The sequence below is a fragment of the Serratia aquatilis genome (assembly GCF_044865145.1).
In the GTDB taxonomy this organism is placed as follows: domain Bacteria; phylum Pseudomonadota; class Gammaproteobacteria; order Enterobacterales; family Enterobacteriaceae; genus Chania; species Chania aquatilis.
This window is the reverse complement of record NZ_CP173186.1, coordinates 1,445,909-1,469,259: the sequence shown is the minus strand read 5'-3', so window position 1 is coordinate 1,469,259 and position 23,351 is coordinate 1,445,909. Positions and strand designations below refer to the sequence as shown.

The 23,351-nt window shown below is 42.1% G+C and carries 27 protein-coding genes and 2 pseudogenes; 16 read left to right on the top strand and 13 right to left on the bottom strand.

Translation table 11 applies throughout. The annotated features are described in order from the left end of the window. Positions 1-227: 227 nt before the first annotated feature. The 3 genes from SAQUA_RS06670 to SAQUA_RS06660 all read right to left on the bottom strand — a co-directional run bounded on the left by SAQUA_RS06670 (position 228) and on the right by SAQUA_RS06660 (position 2,789). On the bottom strand, positions 228-1,322 hold the full coding sequence (locus SAQUA_RS06670; RefSeq protein WP_380671881.1) for a hypothetical protein: 1,095 nt from the start codon (positions 1,320-1,322) through the stop codon (positions 228-230). A 194-nt stretch (positions 1,323-1,516) separates the two neighbouring features. Next, positions 1,517-2,413: a hypothetical protein gene (locus SAQUA_RS06665; protein ID WP_380671879.1), complete on the bottom strand. Its 897-nt coding sequence runs from the start codon at positions 2,411-2,413 to the stop codon at positions 1,517-1,519. A gap of 235 nt (positions 2,414-2,648) precedes the next feature. Further along, positions 2,649-2,789, bottom strand: a complete 141-nt coding sequence (locus tag SAQUA_RS06660; protein WP_404413201.1) for a helix-turn-helix transcriptional regulator — start codon at positions 2,787-2,789, stop codon at positions 2,649-2,651. Between the two features lie 290 nt (positions 2,790-3,079). Here SAQUA_RS06660 and SAQUA_RS06655 point away from each other — a divergent pair, with 290 nt between their 5' ends. The 3 genes from SAQUA_RS06655 to SAQUA_RS06645 all read left to right on the top strand — a co-directional run bounded on the left by SAQUA_RS06655 (position 3,080) and on the right by SAQUA_RS06645 (position 6,750). Further along, positions 3,080-3,433 (top strand): hypothetical protein, encoded by a 354-nt coding sequence (locus tag SAQUA_RS06655; RefSeq protein WP_380671877.1) that lies wholly within the window; start codon positions 3,080-3,082, stop codon positions 3,431-3,433. A 437-nt stretch (positions 3,434-3,870) separates the two neighbouring features. Continuing rightward, the gene (locus SAQUA_RS06650) at positions 3,871-4,953 is read left to right on the top strand and encodes a DUF4297 domain-containing protein (protein WP_380671875.1); all 1,083 of its coding nucleotides are present in this window, start codon (positions 3,871-3,873) and stop codon (positions 4,951-4,953) included. Positions 4,954-5,016: 63 nt separating this feature from the next. Next, a complete protein-coding gene (locus SAQUA_RS06645; protein ID WP_380671873.1) occupies positions 5,017-6,750 on the top strand; it encodes a hypothetical protein in 1,734 nt (577 codons plus the stop codon). Between the two features lie 383 nt (positions 6,751-7,133). Here SAQUA_RS06645 and SAQUA_RS06640 read toward each other — a convergent pair whose 3' ends face one another. From SAQUA_RS06640 to SAQUA_RS06625, 4 genes are all read right to left on the bottom strand, one after another. After that, positions 7,134-8,636, bottom strand: a complete 1,503-nt coding sequence (locus SAQUA_RS06640; protein ID WP_380671871.1) for a reverse transcriptase domain-containing protein — start codon at positions 8,634-8,636, stop codon at positions 7,134-7,136. Between the two features lie 466 nt (positions 8,637-9,102). Further along, positions 9,103-9,639 carry a hypothetical protein gene (locus SAQUA_RS06635; protein ID WP_380671869.1) on the bottom strand — a complete coding sequence of 179 codons (537 nt, stop codon included), beginning with the start codon at positions 9,637-9,639 and terminating at the stop codon, positions 9,103-9,105. A 17-nt stretch (positions 9,640-9,656) separates the two neighbouring features. Then, complete coding sequence (locus SAQUA_RS06630) at positions 9,657-10,082, bottom strand: DUF2787 family protein (RefSeq protein WP_380671867.1); 426 nt, start codon at positions 10,080-10,082, stop codon at positions 9,657-9,659. A 228-nt stretch (positions 10,083-10,310) separates the two neighbouring features. Continuing rightward, entirely contained in the window at positions 10,311-10,796 is a 486-nt protein-coding gene (locus tag SAQUA_RS06625; RefSeq protein WP_380671865.1) for a hypothetical protein, read from the bottom strand. Positions 10,797-10,917: 121 nt separating this feature from the next. Here SAQUA_RS06625 and SAQUA_RS06620 point away from each other — a divergent pair, with 121 nt between their 5' ends. The 11 genes from SAQUA_RS06620 (at position 10,918) to SAQUA_RS06570 (ending at position 15,234) form a co-directional block, all read left to right on the top strand. After that, positions 10,918-11,196: a transcriptional regulator gene (locus SAQUA_RS06620; RefSeq protein ID WP_380671863.1), complete on the top strand. Its 279-nt coding sequence runs from the start codon at positions 10,918-10,920 to the stop codon at positions 11,194-11,196. 2 nt (positions 11,197-11,198) lie between these two features. Beyond that, complete coding sequence (locus SAQUA_RS06615; RefSeq protein WP_380671861.1) at positions 11,199-11,726, top strand: hypothetical protein; 528 nt, start codon at positions 11,199-11,201, stop codon at positions 11,724-11,726. Positions 11,727-11,738: 12 nt separating this feature from the next. Then, positions 11,739-12,107, top strand: a complete 369-nt coding sequence (locus tag SAQUA_RS06610) for a hypothetical protein (RefSeq protein WP_380671859.1) — start codon at positions 11,739-11,741, stop codon at positions 12,105-12,107. A gap of 68 nt (positions 12,108-12,175) precedes the next feature. Next, entirely contained in the window at positions 12,176-12,355 is a 180-nt protein-coding gene (locus SAQUA_RS06605) for a DNA translocase FtsK (RefSeq protein ID WP_380671857.1), read from the top strand. Then, positions 12,355-12,705, top strand: a complete 351-nt coding sequence (locus SAQUA_RS06600) for a hypothetical protein (RefSeq protein WP_380671855.1) — start codon at positions 12,355-12,357, stop codon at positions 12,703-12,705. Before SAQUA_RS06605 ends, SAQUA_RS06600 begins: the two co-directional genes overlap by 1 nt. 141 nt (positions 12,706-12,846) lie before the next feature. Next, positions 12,847-13,287, top strand: a complete 441-nt coding sequence (locus SAQUA_RS06595) for a hypothetical protein (protein WP_380671853.1) — start codon at positions 12,847-12,849, stop codon at positions 13,285-13,287. Positions 13,288-13,298: 11 nt separating this feature from the next. Beyond that, a complete protein-coding gene (locus SAQUA_RS06590; protein ID WP_380671851.1) occupies positions 13,299-13,538 on the top strand; it encodes a hypothetical protein in 240 nt (79 codons plus the stop codon). A 239-nt stretch (positions 13,539-13,777) separates the two neighbouring features. After that, on the top strand, positions 13,778-14,266 hold the full coding sequence (locus SAQUA_RS06585) for a hypothetical protein (protein ID WP_380671849.1): 489 nt from the start codon (positions 13,778-13,780) through the stop codon (positions 14,264-14,266). Positions 14,267-14,275: 9 nt separating this feature from the next. Then, the gene (locus SAQUA_RS06580) at positions 14,276-14,578 is read left to right on the top strand and encodes a hypothetical protein (RefSeq protein WP_380671847.1); all 303 of its coding nucleotides are present in this window, start codon (positions 14,276-14,278) and stop codon (positions 14,576-14,578) included. A gap of 275 nt (positions 14,579-14,853) precedes the next feature. Further along, the gene (locus SAQUA_RS06575) at positions 14,854-14,967 is read left to right on the top strand and encodes a hypothetical protein (protein WP_404413200.1); all 114 of its coding nucleotides are present in this window, start codon (positions 14,854-14,856) and stop codon (positions 14,965-14,967) included. Between the two features lie 3 nt (positions 14,968-14,970). Continuing rightward, positions 14,971-15,234, top strand: coding sequence for a hypothetical protein (locus SAQUA_RS06570; protein ID WP_380671845.1), 264 nt, complete (start codon positions 14,971-14,973; stop codon positions 15,232-15,234). 115 nt (positions 15,235-15,349) lie between these two features. Here the strand turns inward: SAQUA_RS06570 and tnpC are convergent. Continuing rightward, positions 15,350-16,797 (bottom strand): IS66 family transposase gene (gene tnpC / locus SAQUA_RS06565; protein WP_380671843.1). Its coding sequence is split into 2 segments (ribosomal slippage): positions 15,350-16,596 and positions 16,596-16,797, totalling 1,449 coding nucleotides; the frame shifts between segments, so codons are not numbered across the junction. 1,077 nt (positions 16,798-17,874) lie between these two features. Further along, a pseudogene (locus SAQUA_RS06560) lies at positions 17,875-18,167 on the bottom strand (DUF6404 family protein). Positions 18,168-19,513: 1,346 nt separating this feature from the next. Here SAQUA_RS06560 and SAQUA_RS06555 point away from each other — a divergent pair. Then, positions 19,514-20,302: a glycoside hydrolase family 16 protein gene (locus tag SAQUA_RS06555; protein ID WP_380671841.1), complete on the top strand. Its 789-nt coding sequence runs from the start codon at positions 19,514-19,516 to the stop codon at positions 20,300-20,302. An 85-nt stretch (positions 20,303-20,387) separates the two neighbouring features. Here SAQUA_RS06555 and SAQUA_RS06550 read toward each other — a convergent pair. From SAQUA_RS06550 to SAQUA_RS06540, 3 genes and pseudogenes are all read right to left on the bottom strand, one after another. Next, positions 20,388-20,507: pseudogene (locus SAQUA_RS06550) on the bottom strand (SAM-dependent methyltransferase); the annotation flags it as partial. A 328-nt stretch (positions 20,508-20,835) separates the two neighbouring features. Then, entirely contained in the window at positions 20,836-21,366 is a 531-nt protein-coding gene (locus tag SAQUA_RS06545) for a rhodanese family protein (RefSeq protein WP_380671839.1), read from the bottom strand. Between the two features lie 7 nt (positions 21,367-21,373). Beyond that, positions 21,374-21,682: an ArsR/SmtB family transcription factor gene (locus tag SAQUA_RS06540; RefSeq protein WP_380671837.1), complete on the bottom strand. Its 309-nt coding sequence runs from the start codon at positions 21,680-21,682 to the stop codon at positions 21,374-21,376. Between the two features lie 484 nt (positions 21,683-22,166). Here SAQUA_RS06540 and SAQUA_RS06535 point away from each other — a divergent pair, with 484 nt between their 5' ends. Next, on the top strand, positions 22,167-22,580 hold the full coding sequence (locus tag SAQUA_RS06535; RefSeq protein WP_380671835.1) for a DoxX family protein: 414 nt from the start codon (positions 22,167-22,169) through the stop codon (positions 22,578-22,580). Between the two features lie 67 nt (positions 22,581-22,647). Here SAQUA_RS06535 and smrA read toward each other — a convergent pair whose 3' ends face one another. After that, on the bottom strand, positions 22,648-23,220 hold the full coding sequence (gene smrA, locus SAQUA_RS06530; RefSeq protein ID WP_380671833.1) for a DNA endonuclease SmrA: 573 nt from the start codon (positions 23,218-23,220) through the stop codon (positions 22,648-22,650). Between the last annotated feature and the right edge of the window lie 131 nt (positions 23,221-23,351).

Below are 23,351 nucleotides of genomic sequence, written 5' to 3'. Positions count from 1 at the left end.
CAGATAAATGCTGTTTTAACTCTGTTGTTAACCTGAATTAAAATCATGGTAATAATAGCTTAATCTGCCATACGGAAATAAAAATTGGTCTCCGGTTTTCCCCTACCAATGTACGAGAGTCAGATTTGTGGACGCTCTATATTGCAATTTGACAGACCTGCGAGCAAAATACATACGTCTACTCGCAGATCTACCCCCATAATTATTATCTTTAACCGCAAGCTTGGTTATAGGCCCAATATGCTCAACCCTCTGGCCTCCCTGCGTTGCCGGTGCCGAAGCAACCAATAGGCTGGTTGCCCCAATAAACCAAGGTTATGGATGCATAAACGCCAATGCTCCCATACTGCTGGTGTATCAATAAAAGTTGGTCTGATATGGTAGCGTAAGCACTGACGTTCAAACTTCTGTAACTCATTTTTCCCCACCATTTTTTTGAACTCGGACTTTGCTTGCGGTAATGGCCATTGTTGAAGCAATACCGCAAATTCTGGGTACTCAACCAAGTCGGCATCTAAAGATCGGTTATAGAACTCCAGACCATCAAACAGGTTGGCGATCCCTTGCATATTCTTCAATTTTAGCTGGTGCTTTTGCTTCATATGCAACCTAGCCTCAAACCGCGTGAAACACGGTAATTGTGCCGTATTAATCGTAACCATACCTTCGGTATCTGGCTCAGATGGCAACGTACCAAGAGCGTCTATTTTGGGGTAACAAGCGATGTACAGTTGTGACGTTCGACTACCCAAACAGATCTCTCTTCCACCATCAGGAAAATCACGGTTTTCGGCTTTGTAGCTGCCTTTCAACGACACATACGCATCTTTAAGGTAGAACTCGTAAACATCTAGCGCCGCATCAACGCGGGTGATCCAGGCTCGTTCCAACAGAGTAAACAACAATGGCCCCAGACGGTGTTCATCCGCCAGCCAAAGAAGCAATTTGTTGAGCCCCACATTGGAAAGATGCTGAGGTCGGAAGTCAAAGCGGATGTCCCCCGCCCCTTTGTTCACTGCACCATAGCCAATCCAAAGCAACACTGGGGCACCTGGGTACTTTGCTTTGATAGTAACAGCTTCACGATATCTACTCTTTTTGCCAATCCGACCATTGGAAAAATGCGGGGCGATTCGATACAGGCTGTTATCAGCTCGAATTGCCTTGAATCTTTCAGATAGGAACTGCTTTTCTGACAGCGAGTGCGTATCCGAAACAAGCGATAGATAGTCACAACGCAACCTAAGTTGGTGCCCCTCTTCACTCGTACCTACTGGGATAGACTTACAGCCATCATCAATACGCTTAAGTGATACTTTCATTCAGTTATTCACAGTCATAAGGTTCTACGATGGGGGATATGTGCTGTAGGGTGCTATTAGACGTGATGAAACTCAATATGCCTTAACACCTGAACGTTGCACATAACCATGAAATAAACCGCAGAGTCTGTCTTGCCCTAGGGTTAGTGCTGATGCATGTCCCCCTGCATAGGGGGACATGCATTGATTAGTATTTATTCAGTATCCCAATCAGATATGAAACTACTTTTACGTCCAATTGAGCCTGATTTACGCAAAATCTCTATGTCGCTTGTATCTATTTGAGTCTGGACAAAAAGCCCATCAATTAACGCATTGCTGAGTGAAGACTCTTTGCTTTTATTCAGCATAAGTCGTCCTGCTTTTGTTACCACACGGCATGAGCATTCGCACCATAAAGGATTATAAGCTGCGATAAGGGCATCATTGACTGTCTTGACCTTGAGTTTATTCACGGGATTGTTTTCAATAATCCCGTGAAGGTTCCCTTCGCCAGACTCAATCATAAAACTCAATAATTCCTGATGGAGCTCTTCATCATTAGGCAATATAAGACGAACTTGTGGCACCCAAACGTTTTTATTAACTAAATTATCGAAATGGTAATGACTCAGTCCCCATACACCACCTATCAGTAGGTTATCTCCGGCTATTTCTCTCCATTCCTTCAATTGCATGTCGATCTTATGTATCTTGCTGCTCAAAAGATCTTTATTGAAGTCTTCTGGGTTAATTGCAGCGCTGTTGAAGTTCAAATTCAGCACGCTAAGGCTATCAGCCAGTTTATTAGCCCATGAAAAGTTATCCTGCATAATCCGTAGGCGCTGTGTGCGTGAACAGGTCTTGCAAAGTAGGCAGAGGCAAGGTTGTCCCTTGCGACAAGCTTTCAGTTTTCCAACCACATCAACCAGCTTTGACATATCGGGATCTCTGGACGAAATTGTGTTGATGGTCGATAGCAGTGTATACAGAAGATATATATTTTCAGTTTCGGCGCTAAGCAAGTTCGGGAACTTACGAGTTTTTTTAAAACTCCGGCTAAATTTCTCCAAATATCGTGGTGATTTGCGCATATTTTTTATGTATTTCATCTTATTCTCCTGCTAGTTTTCAGCCATTAATTTATAGAGAATAAATAATTTCACATCGGAAAATCATCTATTCCAGAGGAAGTTGCTTTTTCTAATTCGTGACGAAATCATGCTTTTAAAGCGTCTGCACTCCATTGACCGTGACCAAGCGATAATGCCTATAATATTCAAGACGTGCAGCATTACCACAAGGATATAGCGGTCCACATGCATTCTGTTTATTAAACAGATTTAATTACATAGTACGAGACTTCAACCATTGTTGAATTGCCTCTAAGTCATACCCCACTCGACGTATTCCAATCTTTATTCGCGGCGGAAAGTTGGCATTAGCTTCCAGATAGTAAATTGAATTCCTTGTCTTATAATTCAACATATCCATTACCTCACCCATTGTTACTATCTTAATTTTATGGTTGCTTGTCATTACCGATTACCTCTCTTCGTTACTGAGTGGCGCTAATTATCTAAGAAAAAAATTTGAATATCGAAATTTTACGAAAACAGTTGTAACTTTGCGGGGAAATTTGATTAACCTATTGATTATATGATAAAAAATAAACTCACATTCAGACACTAATGTTGTTTGCGTGCAGAAAACGACGAAACAATCCTTAACCAACGCCCATAAAAGTAGACGTTGTCAATACGACAGAAAGTCAGCGCTTGTATCTCTACTACCAAATGGCGCAGGCTGGTGATGCAGGGGATCTCGTTGATGGTTTCAACTATACGAATAAGCGTGGTGTACCTTACTTCCCGCATACTAATGACATGAAGGCGAATATTGCGTTTTCTGACTGGGATCTGGAGCAGGCGTTAGACTTGGATAGTGATAGTGATGAAGAGACAGACTACGGCTATGACAAAGATCAGTGGTCAACCGTTGAGATACAGGTATTCCGTAAGCGTCAGGTGATAAGTCAGGCTATCAAAAAGCTGAATGAGGATGGTTATCAATATTCCTCACAAACTGCTGCTGATAGTGATGGTAAAGATCCTGATGATTGGACTGATTAACAGTGATCCCTTGTCCCCCAAAGGCTGCCGAGGCACTTATTGATTTTTGGCTATTTGAACACTGTGGCTACCTCGTAGCTGTTTTTTCTGGGGTAGAACCTGCACAGGCCGCAGCCATACTGGTGTTGCAGGGTTTCCTGACTTTAGGCCCACCCTGTACGTTTTACTTCAGGTTGGTTACTTCTTGCTATCCATTTTGACTTCCACCCTATGCTCAGAGTATTGTGCAACAATCTATTGACAAAAATGGTCCTTAGGAAATCGTTGAAATGAATGGTAGGTTGCGCCAGATGGACTGTGGTCCGTGCATGTAGTGGATCTACTGTGGGGCGGACTAAGAGCACGATTTGATAGACTTTGTATCCTTCCTAAATTAGATTGGTAAGAATAATTAATAGTGACTCGGATCATCTACAGCGAAAAGGAAGGGCTTATCAATGGAGAGGAATATTTTAGGCCATGCCCAAAGAGAAACCTCTGGTGCAAGCACTTTTGCTAAATATAACTTTCAATATCATTGGGCTTTATGTCGAATAATAGAAAAACATAAATCTAATTGTGATTATGCATTACTAATTGAACATCATGAGGATGTTGTTATAGCAGACTCATTGTATGGTAATTCAGCAAGCTTTGAATTCTTCCAGGTTAAGAATACTGGAAAACCATACACCCCTGATTCCTTGACCAAAAGAGAAGCTGGCGCCGATGGACCTAAAAGTTCAATATTGGGTAAGTTATTAAGCTCATGTTTAGGCACAGCGTATGAATCCCGGATAACGGAAATAGGCCTTGTATCATCCAATGGTTTCTCACTAGGTCAAAAAGATAATAAGTTAAAGCTCGACATTATAACTTCAGGCGATCTCAATAAAGAATGCCTATCGACATTAACGGAAAAATTAAAAAGCGAAATAGGCATAGAGATTTTTCCAGAAAACTTAAAGTTTATCGTCCCAAAAATAAAGCTAGAAAACCAAGAAGAGTTCGTAATTGGTAGGTTTGCTGAATTAGTAAATGAAATATTCCCGAATAGTCATTGTAATGCAGTAAATATTTATCGGGCCATCATCGATGAGATTCATCGCAAAGGCCAAAACACTCATGATTTTACTTTGTGGGAGAAAATGGTTGAGGATAAGTCTCTCACATCTCATAAAGTGAAGGATGTCATCGCAGTTCATACAACAAGCCCAAATTTTCAAGATTTTGAGAAAGATTTTGATTACTTAGCAACAAATGATATGAAATGGAACACCTTAACTTATAGAAAAATAAAGAAAAAAGTAAAACAGATTGTCTTGCGTCGAATCGGGCACGTTTCAGCTTTTGATATGAGTATAATGAGAATAGCACAGCAGGCGCTCAAAAGTGTTCCAGAAGAGGACTATACAGACGCTAGTGATTACATTGATTCAGTTGTTATAAAAGCCAAAGAATATAGAATTGAAACTCAAGTCCCCGAACATGATGATATACTCTGTGAAATACTTTATTGTTTTATAAAAGGTGATGAATGAATAATATAAAAATCAATAAAAACCACTATAAATTATTAATTCGGAACTTAAGGAATAAGAAAAATGAGAAACTTGACATTTCAACGATTAGTTCTAATATCAGATTCGAAAAGACTTGCGAATCAGTTTACGTTTCCGAAGAGATTGAATCTAATTACCGGAAAAGATAACAGTATTGGCAAGTCCACATTAGCTAAAAGCTTACTATGGTCTCTAGGATGTGAGCCTATTTTCGATCAAGAATGGAAGTCAAATGATATTAAATCCATACTATACTTCACATTAAATAATAAAGAGTATTTCACCTGCCGGGGAAGTCACTCAATAATTTTGGGGGCTATTGATGGCACTACTAAAAGATATATAAATGTAACTGGTGAGTATTCAAAGGACTTTTCCGATCTTATTAATTTCAGAATGAAACTACCTAATCGTACTGATGGAACCTTAGAGACTCCACCTCCAGCATATTACTATCTACCTTTCTATATCGATCAGATAAAGAGCTGGAGTTCACCGTGGGATTCATTTGAAAACTTGGGTCAATATGCGAATTGGAAAACCCCGTTAATCAAGTATTTTACTGGTTTTTTAAAACCAGAGCATTTCGACATTGAAGAAACCATTTATGAATTCGGTATAATAAAGAAAGAGTCAGTAGTAAAAATAGAAAAATTCAATAACGCAGTTGATGTTATAGCTGATAATTCAGCGGTTTCCCCCATAGCCTTAGATAATGAGGAGTTCAATAGAATTCAGGAAGAAATAAATACTGAGCTTCAAGAGTTAATAAGCTATCAAATAAGCCTATATGATGCTCAGGCTACGATCACCTCAAATATTTATGATCTCGAAAGGCAGTATGAGTTAGCCACCAGTTCTGCAAACGAACTCGAAGAAGATTATAAGTTTGCAGTAGAGTCCATTCCTACGGATAATTTAGAGTGTCCATTGTGTGGTACTCTTCATGATAACTCACTACCTAACAGAGCGCTGCTTCTTTCAGAAAAGGATTCGCTGCTTGAGGAGGCAAACTCAATAACATCTAAAATAGCAGAACTTAAATTATCATTAGCTGAATTAAATGAGGATGCTCAGTTTGCTACTAATGAAATTGAAAGAATCAATAAGAAGTACATCACCGATGATAACACGAGTGAAAAAGGTCTCATTGCGCAAGTAATAAATACTATATCCACTGAGAACGTCTCAAGAAATATTCAAGTTAAAATTGATAATGAAGATCTAAAAATCAGCAAAGCCAACAGCTCCATCACGGAATTAAAAAAAGACCAGAGAAAAATTCTTTCAACCAAAGACAAGGAAGAGCTGAACTCGGCCTTTATGTCAAAATTGTTGGGAAACATTGAAGCGCTAGGTTCAACAGGAATAAACCTTAACAAAGTAAAATCACCCACTGATTATAAACAGTTGCTTGGTGGTGGTGCTGCTGAGGCTGCTAGAGGATTACTTGCTTATCAACTCTCTGTACTGCAACAAATACATGGTGTTAAAACTTGCATAGTGCCTCCTTTCGTCATTGATACGCCTAACCAGCAAGAGCAGGCAGGACACCGTTATGAAACAATCATTAAAGAACTAATGCGCAGTGTCCCTCTGGATTATCAGATAATACTGTGTGCAATGGAGAATGATGCATTAAATAAATTCAAACATGATGCTAATGTTATTGAGCTAAATTCAAATAGGCTTTTAAATGCTTCGCAATATGACTCCCTAAGCGCAGAATATAAAGATATTCAATTAGCAGTGAGAGGCAATAGTGAAGATGATTAAAGAGGAAATATCAATTTAGACTATTGACACTTACCGATGGCGAGTGACTTGCTGTGCACTATATTTGCCTTGCTTAACGCTGCTCGAATTTTATAGGGCGGCAGTAAATAATCATTCATTGCCTTTTCTGTAGAAGAGGCAGGAAATTGGTCGCGAAAAAGCGACTCATCGTAAATGTACTAAGATCTAACTGTGTATTCTTGACTCCTGGATTAATGTAGTTAGTAAAATTATGGAACTGACTACTTTGAGGAAAGGACTTCCATTACAATTTATATAATTAAATGAGGACAACTTATCATCGCAATCTAATACAATGAAATTAAGATTAATCAGGCTAACACCCTTAAAATAATCGATAACAGCCAGATTAAGCCTAAGTTTTATATATAGTTATAAGTGTTGGCTTTAGAGTCTGTTACTCCCACAATACCAACCTCAATAAGACCTTTTTGCATAGCTTTGTATATAGTTAAAAAACTTGGAAACTTAAGAAGCTTCATTTTGTTGATGCGAGTTCGATTACAAATTTTCAAAAGCTCACGTCTTGATACGTTAAATGGGAAAATGTGAGTTCGAGGCTGATGATGAGATGCAAGAAGAATAGATCGATGTTGAACAGCCTTAAAAATAGCATTGACTAACCAACCATCTAAAGATTTCATTTGCACTTCATCGTTAATTAACGGATAAAAACTCATTATTCCTTTAAAGAATATACGATTGCTACGCCCATTAAGATATGCTGATATCATATCTTCAGAAAGGTTACCATACATATATCTTCGTATTTCACAAATTGCACTCAGTAACGCTTCGTCCTTGTTATTTGCGGGTATTTTTAGAGCTTTCAAAGGTGAGGATTTAAGAGGTTGAATTAGATGCTTATACAAAATATAAGATATTTCTCTTTTGATTTTTTTGACCGATGAGTCTTTGATTGAAACTTTATCAGTAGATATCGAGTAACCTAAGAAATCAACTTTATCTTTGCTTTTATGAAACTCTGATTTCATAGCGTTAGGGCAAAGGATACTGATTCCCTCAGATTTTTCAGCGTTTAGTGCGACACCAACCTCTTTAGAAAAATGACTTATAATGTCTAGAGCCTTGGTGATTTTTGTATAATCCTGTGACCAGACTATAGTGTCATCTGCATATCTAGCGAATTGCAACCCCTCTTTTTCTAACTGTTTATCAAGTTTCCAACAAGCCAGATTTGCTAAGAAGAGTGATATAGATGTACCTTGGGGTATTCCTCTATCGCGCCCTTTTAAAAAAGCTTTAATTACAGAACGTTCTTCTTGACTGATGAAAAAACCATTTTTTTCGAATTGTTCAAATAAATATTGATGTGAAATTGCATCAAAAAACTTCGAAAAATCGAATTCAGCAACAAATAATCTTGAGTTTTGAGATAATTCTACGGCAATATCCTGAATCGCAAAATGCACATTTCTATCATCACGATAAGCATATGAAAAAGAACTAAAGCGATGCTTGTTTTTACTGAGTAATCTATGATAAAAAAAAGTTGATATTGCAGCATCAGGAATCTGATACATTGCTACTTCTCTATAACCGCCAGATGATTTTGCAACCTTATTTTTTGCTGGTTCAAATGGTTCATACGTCTGAGATTTAATTTTACTAGCAATAGAATATGCTATTGTCTTTGCATGTTTTTTTACATAAAACGGGTCGAATTTTTTATCTTGTGACCAGTGTGGTGGTTTCGAAACCACTTTCAGATTTGAAGGTGACGAAGATCGTTGGCGTTTTCTTTCATTCTCAATATGCAAAGCGTTATGGTACGCATGGTGGCGTAGAGCTAATTTCTCTGCCTCTTTCTCGATATACCATACGATTTTTTCATACAATTCCATAGGTTTCTCCTAAAAAAAACCCAGCGAAAGCTGGGTTTATTCCACGGACACAACCTACGTAAAAGATAGTCACTACATACATTAGACGGATGTTTTATCCACTAACGTCCCTGCTCGGCACCCAACGTTAAGAAGGATGCTAAGTGGTAAGGGTGTCCGCTTGCCTCTATAGGCATGAGTGTAAAGTTACTTAATATTTTCCATAAAGTAAATACCTTACTGCTCATAAGGAACTGCATCACACGACAATTTTGTTTTTTATATCAGGAATAGTTTTCCCGAAGAATTCATCCTGTACAGCAAACCATCCTTGAAACCTCGTGTCGGATGTAATCATGACGGCATGATGGTTGCGTCCCTGATCCCTGAACTGGTCTGTAGTCAAATCAACAGTCTTTCCATTCACGACAAGCCAGGCCGCTGGAGGTGTATAGGATTCAGATCTTCATTGCAGCGGTCAATCATGTCAAAACTCCCGTTCAACAAAGTAAATGCTGTCGGGTAGCAGTTGGTGCGCCGTATCGGCTTTGAGTGACCAACTTTTGCGGGTTAATTTTTGCCACCCACTGCTATCAAAAAAGTAGAGGTATTGGCTATCAATGCGAATGATGACTGACCAATGGCGTTGGTCGTTAATCAGGATAAGGCGGGAGAAGTCAGGGCGGTCAAGGTAGTCGGTCATTCCGGTGAATATGCGTTTCGTGGTCAATCTCTTGCGTTCTCGGAAGGGATGGCTGATTTGGATGGGGAAGTGCTTCTGGTAGTAGCCTTGCCGTAGCACCCGCTCAATCAGGTAATCCATTCGAGGTTGGTCAAGTCCGTGAGCAAACCAGTCTTCCAGTGACCATTCACAGTGATATTCCCGCAACAACGTGCGCACCAGTGGCCCCCTCCTGACTTTGCCATCAAACAGGTAGCTCATCATATTCACCACGCTATAAACACCGCATAGGCAGTCTAACTCGCCCTGTATGGCCGGACGGACATCACGTTCTTGACTCACAATACTTCCCCTGATGGTTAGATTTCCCAAAGAAACTGGATGGTATAAACGCCCATGTCGTAATATTGAATAAAGTTGGATTGCCACAGGGTAAATAATTCACACGCGGCCCGGTGTCCAAGGTCGCCTAATCCAGCATGGAATGCGTAACGTTGTGACCAACAGAAATCAATTTCCTTTTCCAATTCAGGGTAAACCCGGCCCATGTACGCAAAGTCAGTGATGTAATCAAAAAACCATTGTTCGTCTTTTCTAACCAGACGGATCTCTACGGGGTGATAACCGCCTGTTTCCGCATTATAACTGCTGTCTCTGAATATCAATGAGGCGGCTTTCAATGCTTGCTTCATTGGTGGGATATTACCCAGCTCTTTATATAACAGGTCAATCAATTGTTGATTAGCGGGAAGCCGATAACCTTCCTGATGGATTATATTAGTCATATGGTTCCTTTTGAATTAAACACGGATAAGCAGTTGGCCGATTTTTAAATTCAGTGTTCCCTCCCGTTAAGGATTAATTAAATTGAGTTTATGTTGATTGGCTGAATACAGTCACTTTGCCACAATGACATTTTATCAAATAATATAATACATGGCAAATAGTTTCACTGAGAAACTATTAATTAAATAATGATTGGATTTGGGTCTGAAATAGCTATTCAGACCTTATTAGCTGGCGGGTGAAAGGGTGTCCAGAAGTTGTTGACGTTGTGCTTCTGAAAGCGTCATCAACTGACGGGCCAACATCATCACTTCCGGCTCTACGCTGCTGGTTAACATCAGGTCATCAGCTACTTGCTCTAATGCCTGTTTTAACAACCTGTCGCGTGAACTTGGCTTCATGGTTTTGAACAGTTGCACCCAGAGGTTCAGTTGTTCATCCGACCCATAGGGCGAGGCTGGCTGCGTTTTCCGCTCCTGCTGTTCCACTCGTTCACTCTTCAATTGCATCCCCGCCGCCCGGATATGGTACTCAAAGCCCTTATGTCCAGTTCTCTTCCTTTTGATGTCAGGATGCATAGCCGCCAGCTTTTCCAGGCGTAAACGGCAGCCTTTTGCCGTACCCGGCATTCCCGGCTTACCCGCAAACGCTTGTGCCGAGAGCCATTGTTCATCATCCAGCAGGCTAGTTTCTTGCGTCAAACTGTCGTTCATAAACTTTATTCCAGATATCAATGCGTTAACAAGAAACGGCAAAATAACCCAAAAAGAGAACTTGAATAGTTCACTTTGTTCGCATTTAATGGTGTTGTACTGATACAGAGGAGTTAACATCATGAATAACCACGTAGCATCGCAAAAAAAGCCCCCTAATGGAAGACTGGAAGATTGGCACCGGGCTGACATTGTGGCGGCCCTACACAAGCGGGGAGTGAGTCTGGCGCAGTTATCACGTGAACAGGGATTGGCTCCCCGCACTCTCAATAATGCGTTTAGTCAGCACTACCCCAAGGCAGAACGCTTGATAGCTGGGGTATTGGGGATGACGCCTGAACAGTTGTGGCCGAGCCGTTACTTCAACAAAGCACCCTCTATTCATGACAAAAAGAGGTAACAATGGCGACTACCATCACATCCGTAACAGAAAGCTTTGAATACTTCTTCCACTCACTCTATCGGCCTGAGTTTGTGAAAACACTGCGATTGAATGAATGTAGTGAAAGAGAACTGCTTCCTTTGGTGCGTTGCTACCTATTAGGGTACTTTGCTGATGCAGTATCGCCAGAAGTACAGGGGAAGCTGCCGGGAACGGTAACGGGGAATGGCTACATTGATTTTGTGATTGATGACGTGGCGGTTGAGTTTGCAGTACGCAGGCCCACCGCAGCAAAATCCACCGTCTCCGCGACCGTCAACAGCACGGAAATGAAGAAGCTGATGAAATATGACGGTAAAGCCTTGCTGGTGTTGTTCGACTTCTCTGAAACACCCTACTCAGAAGCCCAAATAGAGGCTTTCCGTGATTGGCCTTCACTGGGGAAAGGCAACCATAAGAAATCAGCGTTCAACGTAGCTTACTTTTATGTGGCGAAGCGCAGGCCGCTAATACTGGGGAAATTCGTTAAAAACATCCGTATTAACTGACAAGGAACGGTAATGAAAAGCATGATAATGGCGATCTTGTTTGTGCTGTGTCACACAGCCATAGCCGCCAAAATGGACGGGAACACCTTTGTTTATCAGAAATCCGATGGAGAAATCAGGTTAGCGGCAGTACCGGGTAATGACCAGCAAGCGAGATTCTCTATCAATACCAATGTAGAGGCGCATGTCTGTGAAGTGGAAGGCATTGCCAATGCTATTGCCGATACAACGCAGCATACCACCCTGCAATGGCGAGACAACGCCCAATGTTTGATTACCCTGACGTGGGGCCAATCTCGCGTTAATGTGAAAGCTACAGAGGAATGCAATAGTTATTGTGGCATGAATGCCGGTAACTCGCTGTCTGGCGTCTATAAATAAGCTGATTTTTTGCATGACTGTTTGTAATTCATTACGTACAGGCCCACATTTTATTCATAAGAGGAACCATGCTAACTGAGTTAAATAAAGACCCACTTTATGACCAAGCTCTTAACCTGATTATCAATCGTAAGTTAAAGAACGATATTAAAGCCGTCCAGCATCATTTCAGGATTGGTTATAACAGAGCAGCTAATTTTGTTCAGCGAATCAGACAGGATAACATTTCGTTAAATAAGGATAGATAATGACACCCACAAATGAAAATCAGCCTAAAGAGACTGAAAGCAATAATTTGAATGCAGTAAAGGAGAAGCTATTAAGTGGCGGCTATGGATTAACAGTAACGTTCTGGCTGTGGTGGTTTTTACCGACGATATTGATTATCTTGGTAAGAGATCATTTTAACATTCCACCGTTTGCAAAAGAATACTTCTATTTGAACGTGGCAAACATGATTTTGGATGGTTTCATGTGTGTGGCAGTAAAAAACACGATTAATGATAACAACAGAGTCATGGGTGTGATTGCCACTGTCATTATAGGTTTTCTGTTTATTACTCGCGGCGGTGACATTTTCGTGCATTTATTTAAGTAATAGGCTGGCAAGATGCATTGAATCACTCTGTTTGTACTAACTGGCTTTAACTTATAGGCGGCTGTCCATTGGACGGCCGTTAGTTCATCCCCCTTCTGTATCCCATTTTACTTCCCCTTTATAAATATTGAGAACCGTCATATGAAAACCTATTATGTAGAAGGTAATGTTTGCCATTTGGATTTTTCAGTGCCTCCATTACTCGAAATGCCCACATTCGAGCTTGAGGTGAATATATTCACTTGTAACCCGGAGATGATAGATGAAAGCCAGTTACCCGGTTTCGAACGTGATGTTTTCTATAATAAGATATCTTCCGCAGAAGAATATGAATCGCATGGTCACTACGTAGATTTAAATATTTTCATCATAGACAGCCAAGAAAGTGAATGGTTGATTGATATTGCCAGCGAATCAAAAGCCATTAAGTTTATTCTGGTGCATCCAAACTATCACCTGAAAAGAGATATCCCAGACGCACACTTAATCCCCTGTTGGAATAATCCATCGCGGGTATTATATCATGCGGTCTGTGCTGCATTTTATACCGGTGTGCTTTATAACCTCTCAAAAGCTAATTAAGGTGACACACGATGATCCCAATAAAAGTAAAAGCCATAATTGCAGCTATCATCACGATTATTATTGTTGTGCTGTTCTGGTTGTACTTGCCCAAAGGAAAGGCAGAGGAAGCACCATCAATGGGTAATACCATCTACGCTCAATCAAACTCACCGGGGGAATGCCGGGCTGTCATTACCACGATATTGGATGGTAGAAAGTCAGCGCCCAATGAACTCCCTTGCAAAGTGCAATTGAGAGCACAGAAGTAAGCGCTCGTGTTTGAAATCGTGTTTGAAAAGTGAATGCCTGAGTTGTGCAGCAGGGTTGTACTTCACCGCTTAGTTTGCAAAATCAAACAACCATTTTCACAAATTACCTATCCATATGCGGATGACACCGTCAACTTTCAAAACTAAGAAGTGAAAAATGTGATTTTCATCACAAGGAGATTAGGCTGTTCTTGATGTAAACTACCCCTATTTTTCATAGGAATTATTGCGGGGATAAGATGGCCTTACCTGAAAGACAGTACTACCCACTAGATTTAGCAGCGAAAAAGCTAAAATGCGATATAAATGATCTACTACATTATGCATCGATTGGGTTATTAGAACTCTGCATATCAACTCCAGAACGCTATAACTCTGATGAGGATATTGATAAAGATGAGAATTTAGAATTTAATAATTTAGATCCAATGATTAAATACATTAATAAAGATAAGATCGACAAAAGCGTATCTCGTTTAAATATAAAATATGAAACAATAAACACTACTCTTAAAGCAACATATAATGTAAGAAAAGAAACGTATGGGATGGTTAATATCACAGGACTCCTAGCCCTCCCATTTAACTGCATAAGGAATATAGATTGCAGCACCTCCGAGTATATAGAGCCAATTTACTTAACATTACCACGAACAGAAGAAAAAGTGACAATTACAGATAACATTGCAATTGAAAGGATATTTTTCAGCGAAAGATTAAAAATATAAAAAGATTCAATGGTTATAACATCAGAAGAATTATCATTATTAAATAGTGGAGGGAAACCTCTAAAATATACACCCTCACTAATAAATGATGCAGATAGTAATTACCTTCCTACCACTATAAAAGTGGAATCTCAAAAATCTGAAAATCTCAAAGTTGAATTTATAAGAAATCTTCTTACTATTCTTTATGGTAAGGAAGTAGCAAACAAACCACGCCCTCATTTAGATACTAAAGGAAAGATAAAAGCTGACTTTGAAACAAAAGGCCTAAAACCACCTTGTGGGGTTACTGTAGAAAAGTGGCTAGAATAAATTCCTTATCAATCGGGGTGTCTGTATAAACGCCCCTATTTGCTCAATATTTAAACTACTCAAGTACAATTAAATCCACTACGCTTTCCGTACGGCAATTTGCCAGAAAACTATCAGGAGTAATTATGGTAACAACCGCAAGACTTGAAGCCCGTGTTTCCACCGAACTTCATTCCTTGATCAAACATGCGGTAGAACTCCAAGGGTGAACTGTGACTGATTTTATCATTACCACCACATAGGAAGCGGCCAAACGTGCCGTTGAAGAAACCGCCCTGTTAAGGCTGGCTATTGAAGATCAACAACAGTTTGCAACCTCTTTGTTGGAGGAGTCCGCCACGCCCCTCTTACTTAAAGCAATGGCAAGACACAAGGAATTGGGGAAATAGTGGATGGATGCCTTTACTTATGAGCCTTTAAGCAAGAAACACCATAAAGCAGACTTTACCGCGCTAAACACCTACCTGCACAGATATGCCGGGCAGGATAGCCAGGAACGCTTTACCAAATGTTACGTCACAGCTACAGATAACCATATCGTCGCGGTTTTCTACATTTTGTCATCCAGTGCCATCGACATCAGCTTATTACCCTACATAATCACCAAAAAATTGCCTCATTACCCTTCTGTACCTGCTGCGCTGTTAGACCGCTGAACAATACACTGGCAAAGGGCTGGGTGGCTCGCTACTGGTTGACGCTATCCTTAATACAGCGCGTTCCACTATTGGTATCTGGGCCATGCATTTGGATGCGAAAGATCGTAACCGTTCACCAGAGGGGGATTGACGACTCTTTGGTGAGGCTAAAAACGTCAGGATAAGGGGGTTTGGCTAACACCGCCGAGACGATATCACTGACGACCTGAAAAGCGGAAAGTCCTCGCTTTTTACAGGTTTCAACCACTGACAATATTCGCGAACGGAATTTCTCACCACGATCCGATTGGGTGCCGTAACTGATTTTTCGCATTATCACCGTGCCACGCAGGCAACGCTCAGCCTCATTGTTGGTCAACGGCGTGTCGGGATGCAACAGGAATACCCATAACCCCGTTTCGTATTTCAGCAAATACTGGCATCGCCCTGCATATCGAGATACCGGGCTTTGACTGCCGCGAACCAGGTAGCGATGGAAACGGGCTTTCACGCGCATCATCCTGCTTCGCCAGCGAGTTTCATCCAGTTTGCCCGCTTCATAACGGTGTTGTGTTCTGAACACCGCCTGGCAAAGTAACACTAATCGGCTTCCCACCCAGGCGGTGTGCCCTTGTCCAACATAATCAGCCATTTGTTGCACATTACGCATGATATGCGACCAGCAGAACTGATGGCGCTCGGGGTCAAGCCAGTGATAGCTGGCACATTGATCGGTGATGACAATAGCCGACGCGTTTTTGCCCAGTAACGCCCTGGCTGAATCCTGATCACGAAAATAGCGTATCGTCTGGTAAACAACATCACTGCCGCTGAGTAGCCAGACCCAGCGAGTATGCGACTCGCCGTTACGTTGATGAGGGGTTTCATCAATATGGACATGCAGAGCTTGCTTGATACACAGGTGCAGTGCCTGATGTGTCGGGGTGAGCATGGCGCTGACACGACCGTGGGCTTCAGAAATCAGTCCCAGTGAAAAATGAACACCGTACTGACTTTTCAACAACTGCTGTATCTTGCGGACGCTTAAGTGAAATTGGCCTGCCAATACCGCAATGTAGCTCAGTAAACGAGGCCCCAGTTGCCCCTGCGGCGCATCAGTGGGTAATTGCCCTTTACTGACCTGATGGCAGCGCTCACACCGGCCATGATGAAGAGCATACTCTGTCAGTTCCAGTCTGGGTTGAGGTAATTCGAATACCTGATGCCGGTAACTTGCCGCTGGATAAGGTGCAACCACACCTCCACAACAAGCACACTGGGCATCAGGTAAACACACAATGCGCTCATCAGAAGCGGCAAGTTCGGTTATCGGTCGCCTGTGTCCGCTGTGACCTGGTTGAGCGCCAGGCGAATTTCTGCGGTCAGGCGTTGCAGCTTTTTTCGCTCCGCCTTAGCGGCAGGCGAGTCAGAAGACGGTGAACGTGATGAGTTACGCGAACTGGCCGCCAGCCTGTCCTCATATTCACGCAGTTTTTCCCACAACTGCTGTATCAGCGCATTGGCTTCGGAGAGGCTGTTAACCTCAGGAGCGGGAGCGTGAAAGTGTTTTACCTTTTTCATCCCCCGAGTGTGGCAAAGAAAAAAGATCACTCAATAGGTAATGTGGGATCGAGTGATGATCGTCTCTTTTTTATGTCAATGGGGGGCTGGTGAACGGTTACGAAAGATCAGCCAGAGATTTCTAATTAAAATATGGGTTTATCAGCTTTGAACGCAGAACTGACTCGTTGTACTTGCCACTGGCTAACGCCCTATTGAAAGATCTCGCATCTTTTAGCATTCTATATCCTATTGGTTACTCAATTTAGCCACTTAACCTATGCTTTTTGGTTGTTTTTCAGGCTAAAAATCAAGTGACATCATGCTATAGTTATACGTTTAGTTATACAATAAAAGTTGAATCTTTGTATATCATTTAATATCAATGAGATAAAACAAGGATTCAACTTTCCCCAGCCCAAATGATGATCCGGGTATTACCAGATAAGTCCGGAGAAGTACGGAAAGCCCGCATCCCACCTAGGTTTGCGGGCTTTTTTGTGTCTGTAACAGTCCGAGCATATCCGGCTGAATCCAGAGAAAATTGATATATGTTTGGGTACACGTTGTAATGTGTACCAATAATCGTGTACTCCTTATGGAAGAAAGCTTGTTATGGCGCGCCTAACACCCCCCTATCCCACAATGAAATCCTCAAAGCCAAGCCTCAAGACAAAGACTACACGCTGCACAATGGCGACAGTCTTTTCCTACCGCGGCAAGAAACTGTGGCGGTTACTCTACCAGCACCCTAGCACCAGTTCACGCCCATGATCGGCCTTAGCACATCCCCTGCTATTTCCCTAGCCAAAGCCCGGAATATTCCGCACCAACAAGCTAGCCATACGGTGAGTGACCGAACATGTAGATTAAACAATAACATCTATATTTCAGTTTAATTCTATGGATGTGGGGCAGTACACAAGAAGGCTACTACAGATAATTTCAACCTGCTCGCAGAGCATTTCTAATCCCCTCGACATAACCAAACTGACCTAGACCTTTTAATTTTACTCCTCCTCTGACTGTTCACAGCCATTGAACAGCGTTGCCAATTTTTGAATGAACTCTCTTTTTGCTGTGAATCTCAATTAATTATCAGAGATTGTTCCAGTCCGGTAACCTGTTCACCCACCTTTGCCAGCGGTGGTATAAAGCCATGATTACACCAAACAACAACCCAGCAATAAAACTGGTTTGCAATACCATTGATGCGCTGTAGCCCTCATTTCTCCAGCTCGTAAACCACATAATCGCCCCCAAAGAGGGCCAAAGAAACTGCCAGAGAAAAGCATATTTAGCCAAAATGGCGCAAACGGCGGCGGTGGGATTTGTACTCCCCAGCTCCATAGCAGGCGTAGGATTGGTGGTGCATAGTTACTCCGCCACATTTTTTCTCTTCCATTAGTGCTAATGCTAGTTTTTTCTTCTCATCAAATTTCATTGTCGCGTCACTTCACTGGAAACAGATTTTCTCTTTTATCAGATCAGTATAATTTTTGAAAGCTATCGGCAGAGATTAATATAAAAATTAACTTTCACAATATAAATTTAAATCATCATGCAAGTAGTATTGAACACCGAGAAAATACCATTTCCTTAGGGGAAAACACATTAATTCTTGGTTAACGGTATTGCTAAATAATTTACGTTACTATTGTCCCATTAAGTATAAGTCGCTAGTTCACTCATTAAAATAAAGTGCTGAATCACCCTATTTCTTTAATGTCACTGTAATTTTCAACACCAATACGCAGCTTAAAGAAAATGCGAAGGCGGTTTACATTTTTTTGTGAAGAGCAGGCATTTTTTACTGAATAAGTCCATGATTGATTTCGAGGAAAATCAAAGGAAACTTTTAAATAACAGTTATACCCTTCATACTTCAAGTTGCTTGGGTGTTGGCTGCGCTTACTCACCCCAGTCACATAGTTATCTATGCTCCTGGGGCTTCGCAAGCTTGCCGCCTACAAGCAACCCGAATTATTTTGAGTACATGTAAAGCAGTTTGAAGAACTGCAAGCCATTTATCCAGAAGCTGTGCGTGTCCGGTTTAAAGATTTCAAGAGTGAGGAATACAAAACTGAGGATACATTTACCAGTGTTGCAATATTTACCTCTCTGATAGATGTTTTATTGAAGTAATACAGGCTTTTTAGGTATCAGGCAGGTTCATCGATCTGCCATTACCTACCACACCATTTAAATTTTTATGATCTTTTAAGTCTATTAAAGCCCTCTTCCTACTCGGCTGTTTGGGAAAGACAATCCTGCTAATACACTGATGGTTACCTTGAAAACCCATAGGCGATCACATCTATAAAACATAAAATTGACAACACAATGAAGATAAAACAACATCGTCACCCTAGGAAATCACCTAAGAGCGTAAGTATTGGATTACTGTGAATCATGATATTGCTGTGTACATCACATTCGCCATTATAAGCTTCTTAGCTCTACTCCAGTTGTGTTCCGATAGCTAGCAGCGTTACGAAATGCTTTACCGCTAACGCCAATCAAAGCGCAGTGAATTATCATCAGTCGGTATAGATAACATCTTATTAAATAATCGATACCCTACCCCTAGCCCCCTAGTACTTTTTAACTATTTTTTTGATCTGTGAATCGAGTAACAACATTCTATAGCTATGCGTTACTGGCATATCGCACTCAGGTATCATACTTGCCTAAATGACTACATCAGCAATTCCCCTCTATCTTCGGAAAGATAATAATGAAAGTGGCAGAGCAAAAGTACGTAGAAGGTAAAAAGTACCAACTGGAATTTTACGACGGATTTGATCGCGGCTATCTCGATGAAACTAACTGGCTCCCCTATTATCTTCCACAATGGAGCAGCCGGGAATTATCCGCACCCCGGTTCGAATTTTCTGAGGCTGGCTTTTTACTCAAAATTGCAAAAGATCAAAAACCGTGGTGCCCAGAGTTTAATGGTACTGTTAGGGTTTCTTCTTTGCAGACCGGTGTTTACGCAGGTAAGGTTGGAACACCAATCGGGCAACATCGATTTTCACCAGACTGTGTGGTTCGCGAAGAGCAGATTGCTGAAAAAAAATACCTGCCTAAATATGGTTATTTCGAGCTCAGAGCCAAATGTGATATTGCTGAAAGCAATGTCGCAGCACTCTGGATGATCGGTTATGAAGATCTTCCTGAGCGTTCTGCTGAAATTTGTATATTCGAGCTAAAAGGTAAGAATATCCATAATAAACATGCTCTGATTGGTTACGGGGTTCATCCCTTTGGTGATAAAAAGATCGTGGATGAATTCTATGAACAGTCTTTTGACCTTGATGTTACAGTATTCAATACTTACGCTATTGCATGGTCAGAAGAAAAAATAGAGTTTTTTATCAACGATCGTAAGGTGAGAACCATTAATCAATCACCTGACTATGAAATGCAACTAATGTTAAATATTTATGATCTTGAAAATATAAATGCGGAAAACATGTGTTTCTATATTGATTATGTTGCCGGGTTTCGTATTACAGACCGTTGAATAACCCATAGCACGAGTATCGGGGGAGATAGCTTCCCCAATATTGGATATATTAACGAATTTTACTGATGGCAATAAAGCCGGGTTAAGTTGCTGGTTTCTGCACAGCCAGGATAAAGATCATCGGGTGCTTTGTTTCTTCATCCAATACCGGGTTGATGGCTATCTGCTGCGCTGATGAACCCCATTCATTCAAGTAACGGATTCAGCCACTTTAGCACCCTGTAAATCAGGCAGAATACTGCAGATGGTCGGCCATTCCTGTGCACAGTCCAAACCATGGACTGAACGGCTGAGCTGCGCACAACCGTTTATAAAAAATTGATTATTATGGATATTTTTAGAAAAAGTATCCCCTTTATCGTAAAAATCCGCACTGCTGTGGGGTACGATAATTGTTCGTACACATATCGTTACCTTCCACCAAATAACAATCAAAAATGATATTTATTACCACATTATCAAAATAAATAGCTAATAATGGATAATTAATTAACACATGGCGCTAATCTCAATTTTATGGATGCAATCCCTCAAGAATTCGCATTGTTCCATGGCATTTTGGCCAGTAGTGTCGCCATACCACAAAACCCGCTAACCCCAGCAAAAATGAGCCCCGCACCAACAAAACCAGGCAGCAGGAAAAACAGGGAAGAGAATAGATAACCCAGTATCGTTCCTAGCAGGATAAGTGAACCGGCAGCAATCTGTACCTGGCGCATAATAGGCAACGGCTGATTTTTGTTCTTAACGACGCTATTTCCCTGTTGCTTCCAACCATTGAGACCACCTTCCAGCACATAGATCTTTGCAGGAAAAACGGCAGTTGCCAGCAGGGGGGCATTTTCTGCAGTACGCCGCCCAGACTGGCAGTGGAAAATCACCACATCCTGCTCCGTGAGTTGTTGCAGTTTCTCGCCCTTTTCAATGGCAGTCAGAGGCAATAAGCTGGCTTGCGCAATATGTTCATGGGCGTATTCATCTGCACTACGAATATCGAGCAAATGTGCTCCCTGCCCGATTAATGCCTGTGCGCGTTGCGATGTTATCGTTTCTACGTTCATATTTTCCTCAGGGGCAATAGATGTTTTTAAGCGTGCTGATGATTTCCTGCACGGCGGTATTTTTGATGAAATAGTTGATTCGCTGGCCATCTCTTGTGCACTCAATCAGCCCCTCGTCACGCATTTTGGCCAGGTGCTGTGAAGTAGCAGAAGGACTTAGCCCCGTGGCAGCAGCCAGTTCCCCCGCATGAGTGCCAGGGGAATCAACCAGCATGCACAGGATTAGTAAGCGACGCGGGTTACTCATTGCTTTAAGCAAGGTCGACGCGCTGGTAGCACTGGCAAGTAAAGCGTGTGGTTCGTTTTTCGTAGCCATCTTTATTTTAGATAAAACTAAATTTAGACAACTCTAAAGTAATCATTCGAGAAATGCACGCTAATTTTCTATAAGGCTTGTACTTAAAGGGTTTGCTCGTCCGTGAGGTAGAGGATTGCAGGTAGACAATTCGGCATACCGCCTAGGCTGTGTCCCTTAATTGCACGCGAGCGCCGCTGGCGGTCATTTGCGCACAGGGCAAGGCGTGAGCCGCGAGGTTTGGTGGGCCAAATAAGCGGCGAACAACGCCGCAATGCGCGCAAATGGCCCCAGCCCGAAGGGTCGCGCCCCAAAAGCCCGTTCGAAGTAAAGTCGGGCTTGAACAGAGGGCCACTCTGCCCTTCACCCTCCGCCTTGATAACGGGCTTTTGGGTCTGCGACGGCACCACGGGCAATTAAGGGACACTGCCTAGATAAAGTGTGAAGTTGTTCTAATCTTTAAGTTGTATAGCAGCATGACTCCACGATGCCCAAGGAGCTCGCCATGAGCGAAAATTTAAAGGACGGTACTATTCTGCTGTCCAGAATTCTGTTGATGATTCTATTTATTATTTTCGGCTGGATGAAATTAACTAATTTCGGTGCCACCGTTACATCAATGGAGGGGTATGGTACGCCGCTGCCTTACCTGGCAGCTATTGTCTCTGTCGTTGTGGAGTTTATCTTCGGTCTTGCCATCGTTCTGGGGGCATTCACCCGGCCATTGGCCATCATTTATGCTGTCTATGTACTGGGCACCGCCTTGATCGGCCACCCATTCTGGAGAATGACTGGTGCAGAAATGCTCGGTAACGAGATTGGTTTATTCAAAAACGTTAGTATTATCGCCGGGTTACTTCTGCTCGCGGTCACTGGAGCTGGGCGTTTCTCTCTGGATTATAAATGGCTTAAGCGCTAATTCCTGAATGATTGTGGTGCGGCAAACGCCGCCATTTTTTGATCGATGACCCTGCCCAAGGACCAGCTTAGCGGCTGCGTTTAGCATGACGTTCGAAATTATCCGCCTTGGCTTCGGCTGATTTACGCAACGTCACGTAGCAAGCGCCCTCGCCCCCATCACGCGGCAACGCCCGGCAAAATGCCTGAACCTGATCAAACTGCTCCAGCCATTTGGCAACATAGCTACGGATAATATTCGCATGGCTCTTATCTTCCCGACCACGGCCATGCACAATCAACAACGAACGCAGGCTGTCTTTTTGTGCCTGAATTATGAAGCGGAATAGCGCTTGGCGGCAAGCTTCCACCGGCTGCCGAAGCAGGTTCAAACTAGCCTGTGGCGGGTAGTGCCCGTTGCGCAGTTTGTCCAATACGCCTTGCTGAATGCCCTCCCCCTTATATTCCAATTGGATATCACACGGAATAATGTCAAGAAATCCGGTGCTAAGGAAATTCTCCAGTTGCAACGCCTGCGCTTCGCGGCGCGCACTTTTATCAATGGGATCCTGCGGTTTGAGATATAGCGTTTGTTGCCCATCGGATAACGGAGTTACATCGGCCATTGCCTGCTCAAAAAAACCTTTATCTTCGTTGCTCATTTCGCGTCACTCTCAGGAGATAATGCCAACCTAAAACTCGCCGGGGCTTTTTGTTGCAGGGAATTATGATGATTGTAAGACGCCATGGCGAGGTTGCAAGCCGTGATTTTCAACAGAGGCTACGGCAACGG

Excerpts from the sequence above, each read along its gene's own strand:
- SAQUA_RS06670 (WP_380671881.1), bottom strand. The coding sequence starts at position 1,322 with ATGAAAGTATCACTTAAGCGTATTGATGATGGCTGTAAGTCTATCCCA.
- SAQUA_RS06665 (WP_380671879.1), bottom strand. The coding sequence starts at position 2,413 with ATGAAATACATAAAAAATATGCGCAAATCACCACGATATTTGGAGAAA.
- SAQUA_RS06660 (WP_404413201.1), bottom strand. The coding sequence starts at position 2,789 with ATGTTGAATTATAAGACAAGGAATTCAATTTACTATCTGGAAGCTAAT.
- SAQUA_RS06650 (WP_380671875.1), top strand. The coding sequence starts at position 3,871 with ATGGAGAGGAATATTTTAGGCCATGCCCAAAGAGAAACCTCTGGTGCA.
- SAQUA_RS06645 (WP_380671873.1), top strand. The coding sequence starts at position 5,017 with ATGAGAAACTTGACATTTCAACGATTAGTTCTAATATCAGATTCGAAA.
- SAQUA_RS06640 (WP_380671871.1), bottom strand. The coding sequence starts at position 8,636 with ATGGAATTGTATGAAAAAATCGTATGGTATATCGAGAAAGAGGCAGAG.
- SAQUA_RS06630 (WP_380671867.1), bottom strand. The coding sequence starts at position 10,082 with ATGACTAATATAATCCATCAGGAAGGTTATCGGCTTCCCGCTAATCAA.
- SAQUA_RS06625 (WP_380671865.1), bottom strand. The coding sequence starts at position 10,796 with ATGAACGACAGTTTGACGCAAGAAACTAGCCTGCTGGATGATGAACAA.
- SAQUA_RS06620 (WP_380671863.1), top strand. The coding sequence starts at position 10,918 with ATGAATAACCACGTAGCATCGCAAAAAAAGCCCCCTAATGGAAGACTG.
- SAQUA_RS06615 (WP_380671861.1), top strand. The coding sequence starts at position 11,199 with ATGGCGACTACCATCACATCCGTAACAGAAAGCTTTGAATACTTCTTC.
- SAQUA_RS06610 (WP_380671859.1), top strand. The coding sequence starts at position 11,739 with ATGAAAAGCATGATAATGGCGATCTTGTTTGTGCTGTGTCACACAGCC.
- SAQUA_RS06605 (WP_380671857.1), top strand. The coding sequence starts at position 12,176 with ATGCTAACTGAGTTAAATAAAGACCCACTTTATGACCAAGCTCTTAAC.
- SAQUA_RS06600 (WP_380671855.1), top strand. The coding sequence starts at position 12,355 with ATGACACCCACAAATGAAAATCAGCCTAAAGAGACTGAAAGCAATAAT.
- SAQUA_RS06595 (WP_380671853.1), top strand. The coding sequence starts at position 12,847 with ATGAAAACCTATTATGTAGAAGGTAATGTTTGCCATTTGGATTTTTCA.
- SAQUA_RS06590 (WP_380671851.1), top strand. The coding sequence starts at position 13,299 with ATGATCCCAATAAAAGTAAAAGCCATAATTGCAGCTATCATCACGATT.
- SAQUA_RS06585 (WP_380671849.1), top strand. The coding sequence starts at position 13,778 with ATGGCCTTACCTGAAAGACAGTACTACCCACTAGATTTAGCAGCGAAA.
- SAQUA_RS06580 (WP_380671847.1), top strand. The coding sequence starts at position 14,276 with ATGGTTATAACATCAGAAGAATTATCATTATTAAATAGTGGAGGGAAA.
- SAQUA_RS06570 (WP_380671845.1), top strand. The coding sequence starts at position 14,971 with ATGGATGCCTTTACTTATGAGCCTTTAAGCAAGAAACACCATAAAGCA.
- SAQUA_RS06555 (WP_380671841.1), top strand. The coding sequence starts at position 19,514 with ATGAAAGTGGCAGAGCAAAAGTACGTAGAAGGTAAAAAGTACCAACTG.
- SAQUA_RS06545 (WP_380671839.1), bottom strand. The coding sequence starts at position 21,366 with ATGAACGTAGAAACGATAACATCGCAACGCGCACAGGCATTAATCGGG.
- SAQUA_RS06540 (WP_380671837.1), bottom strand. The coding sequence starts at position 21,682 with ATGGCTACGAAAAACGAACCACACGCTTTACTTGCCAGTGCTACCAGC.
- SAQUA_RS06535 (WP_380671835.1), top strand. The coding sequence starts at position 22,167 with ATGAGCGAAAATTTAAAGGACGGTACTATTCTGCTGTCCAGAATTCTG.
- smrA (WP_380671833.1), bottom strand. The coding sequence starts at position 23,220 with ATGAGCAACGAAGATAAAGGTTTTTTTGAGCAGGCAATGGCCGATGTA.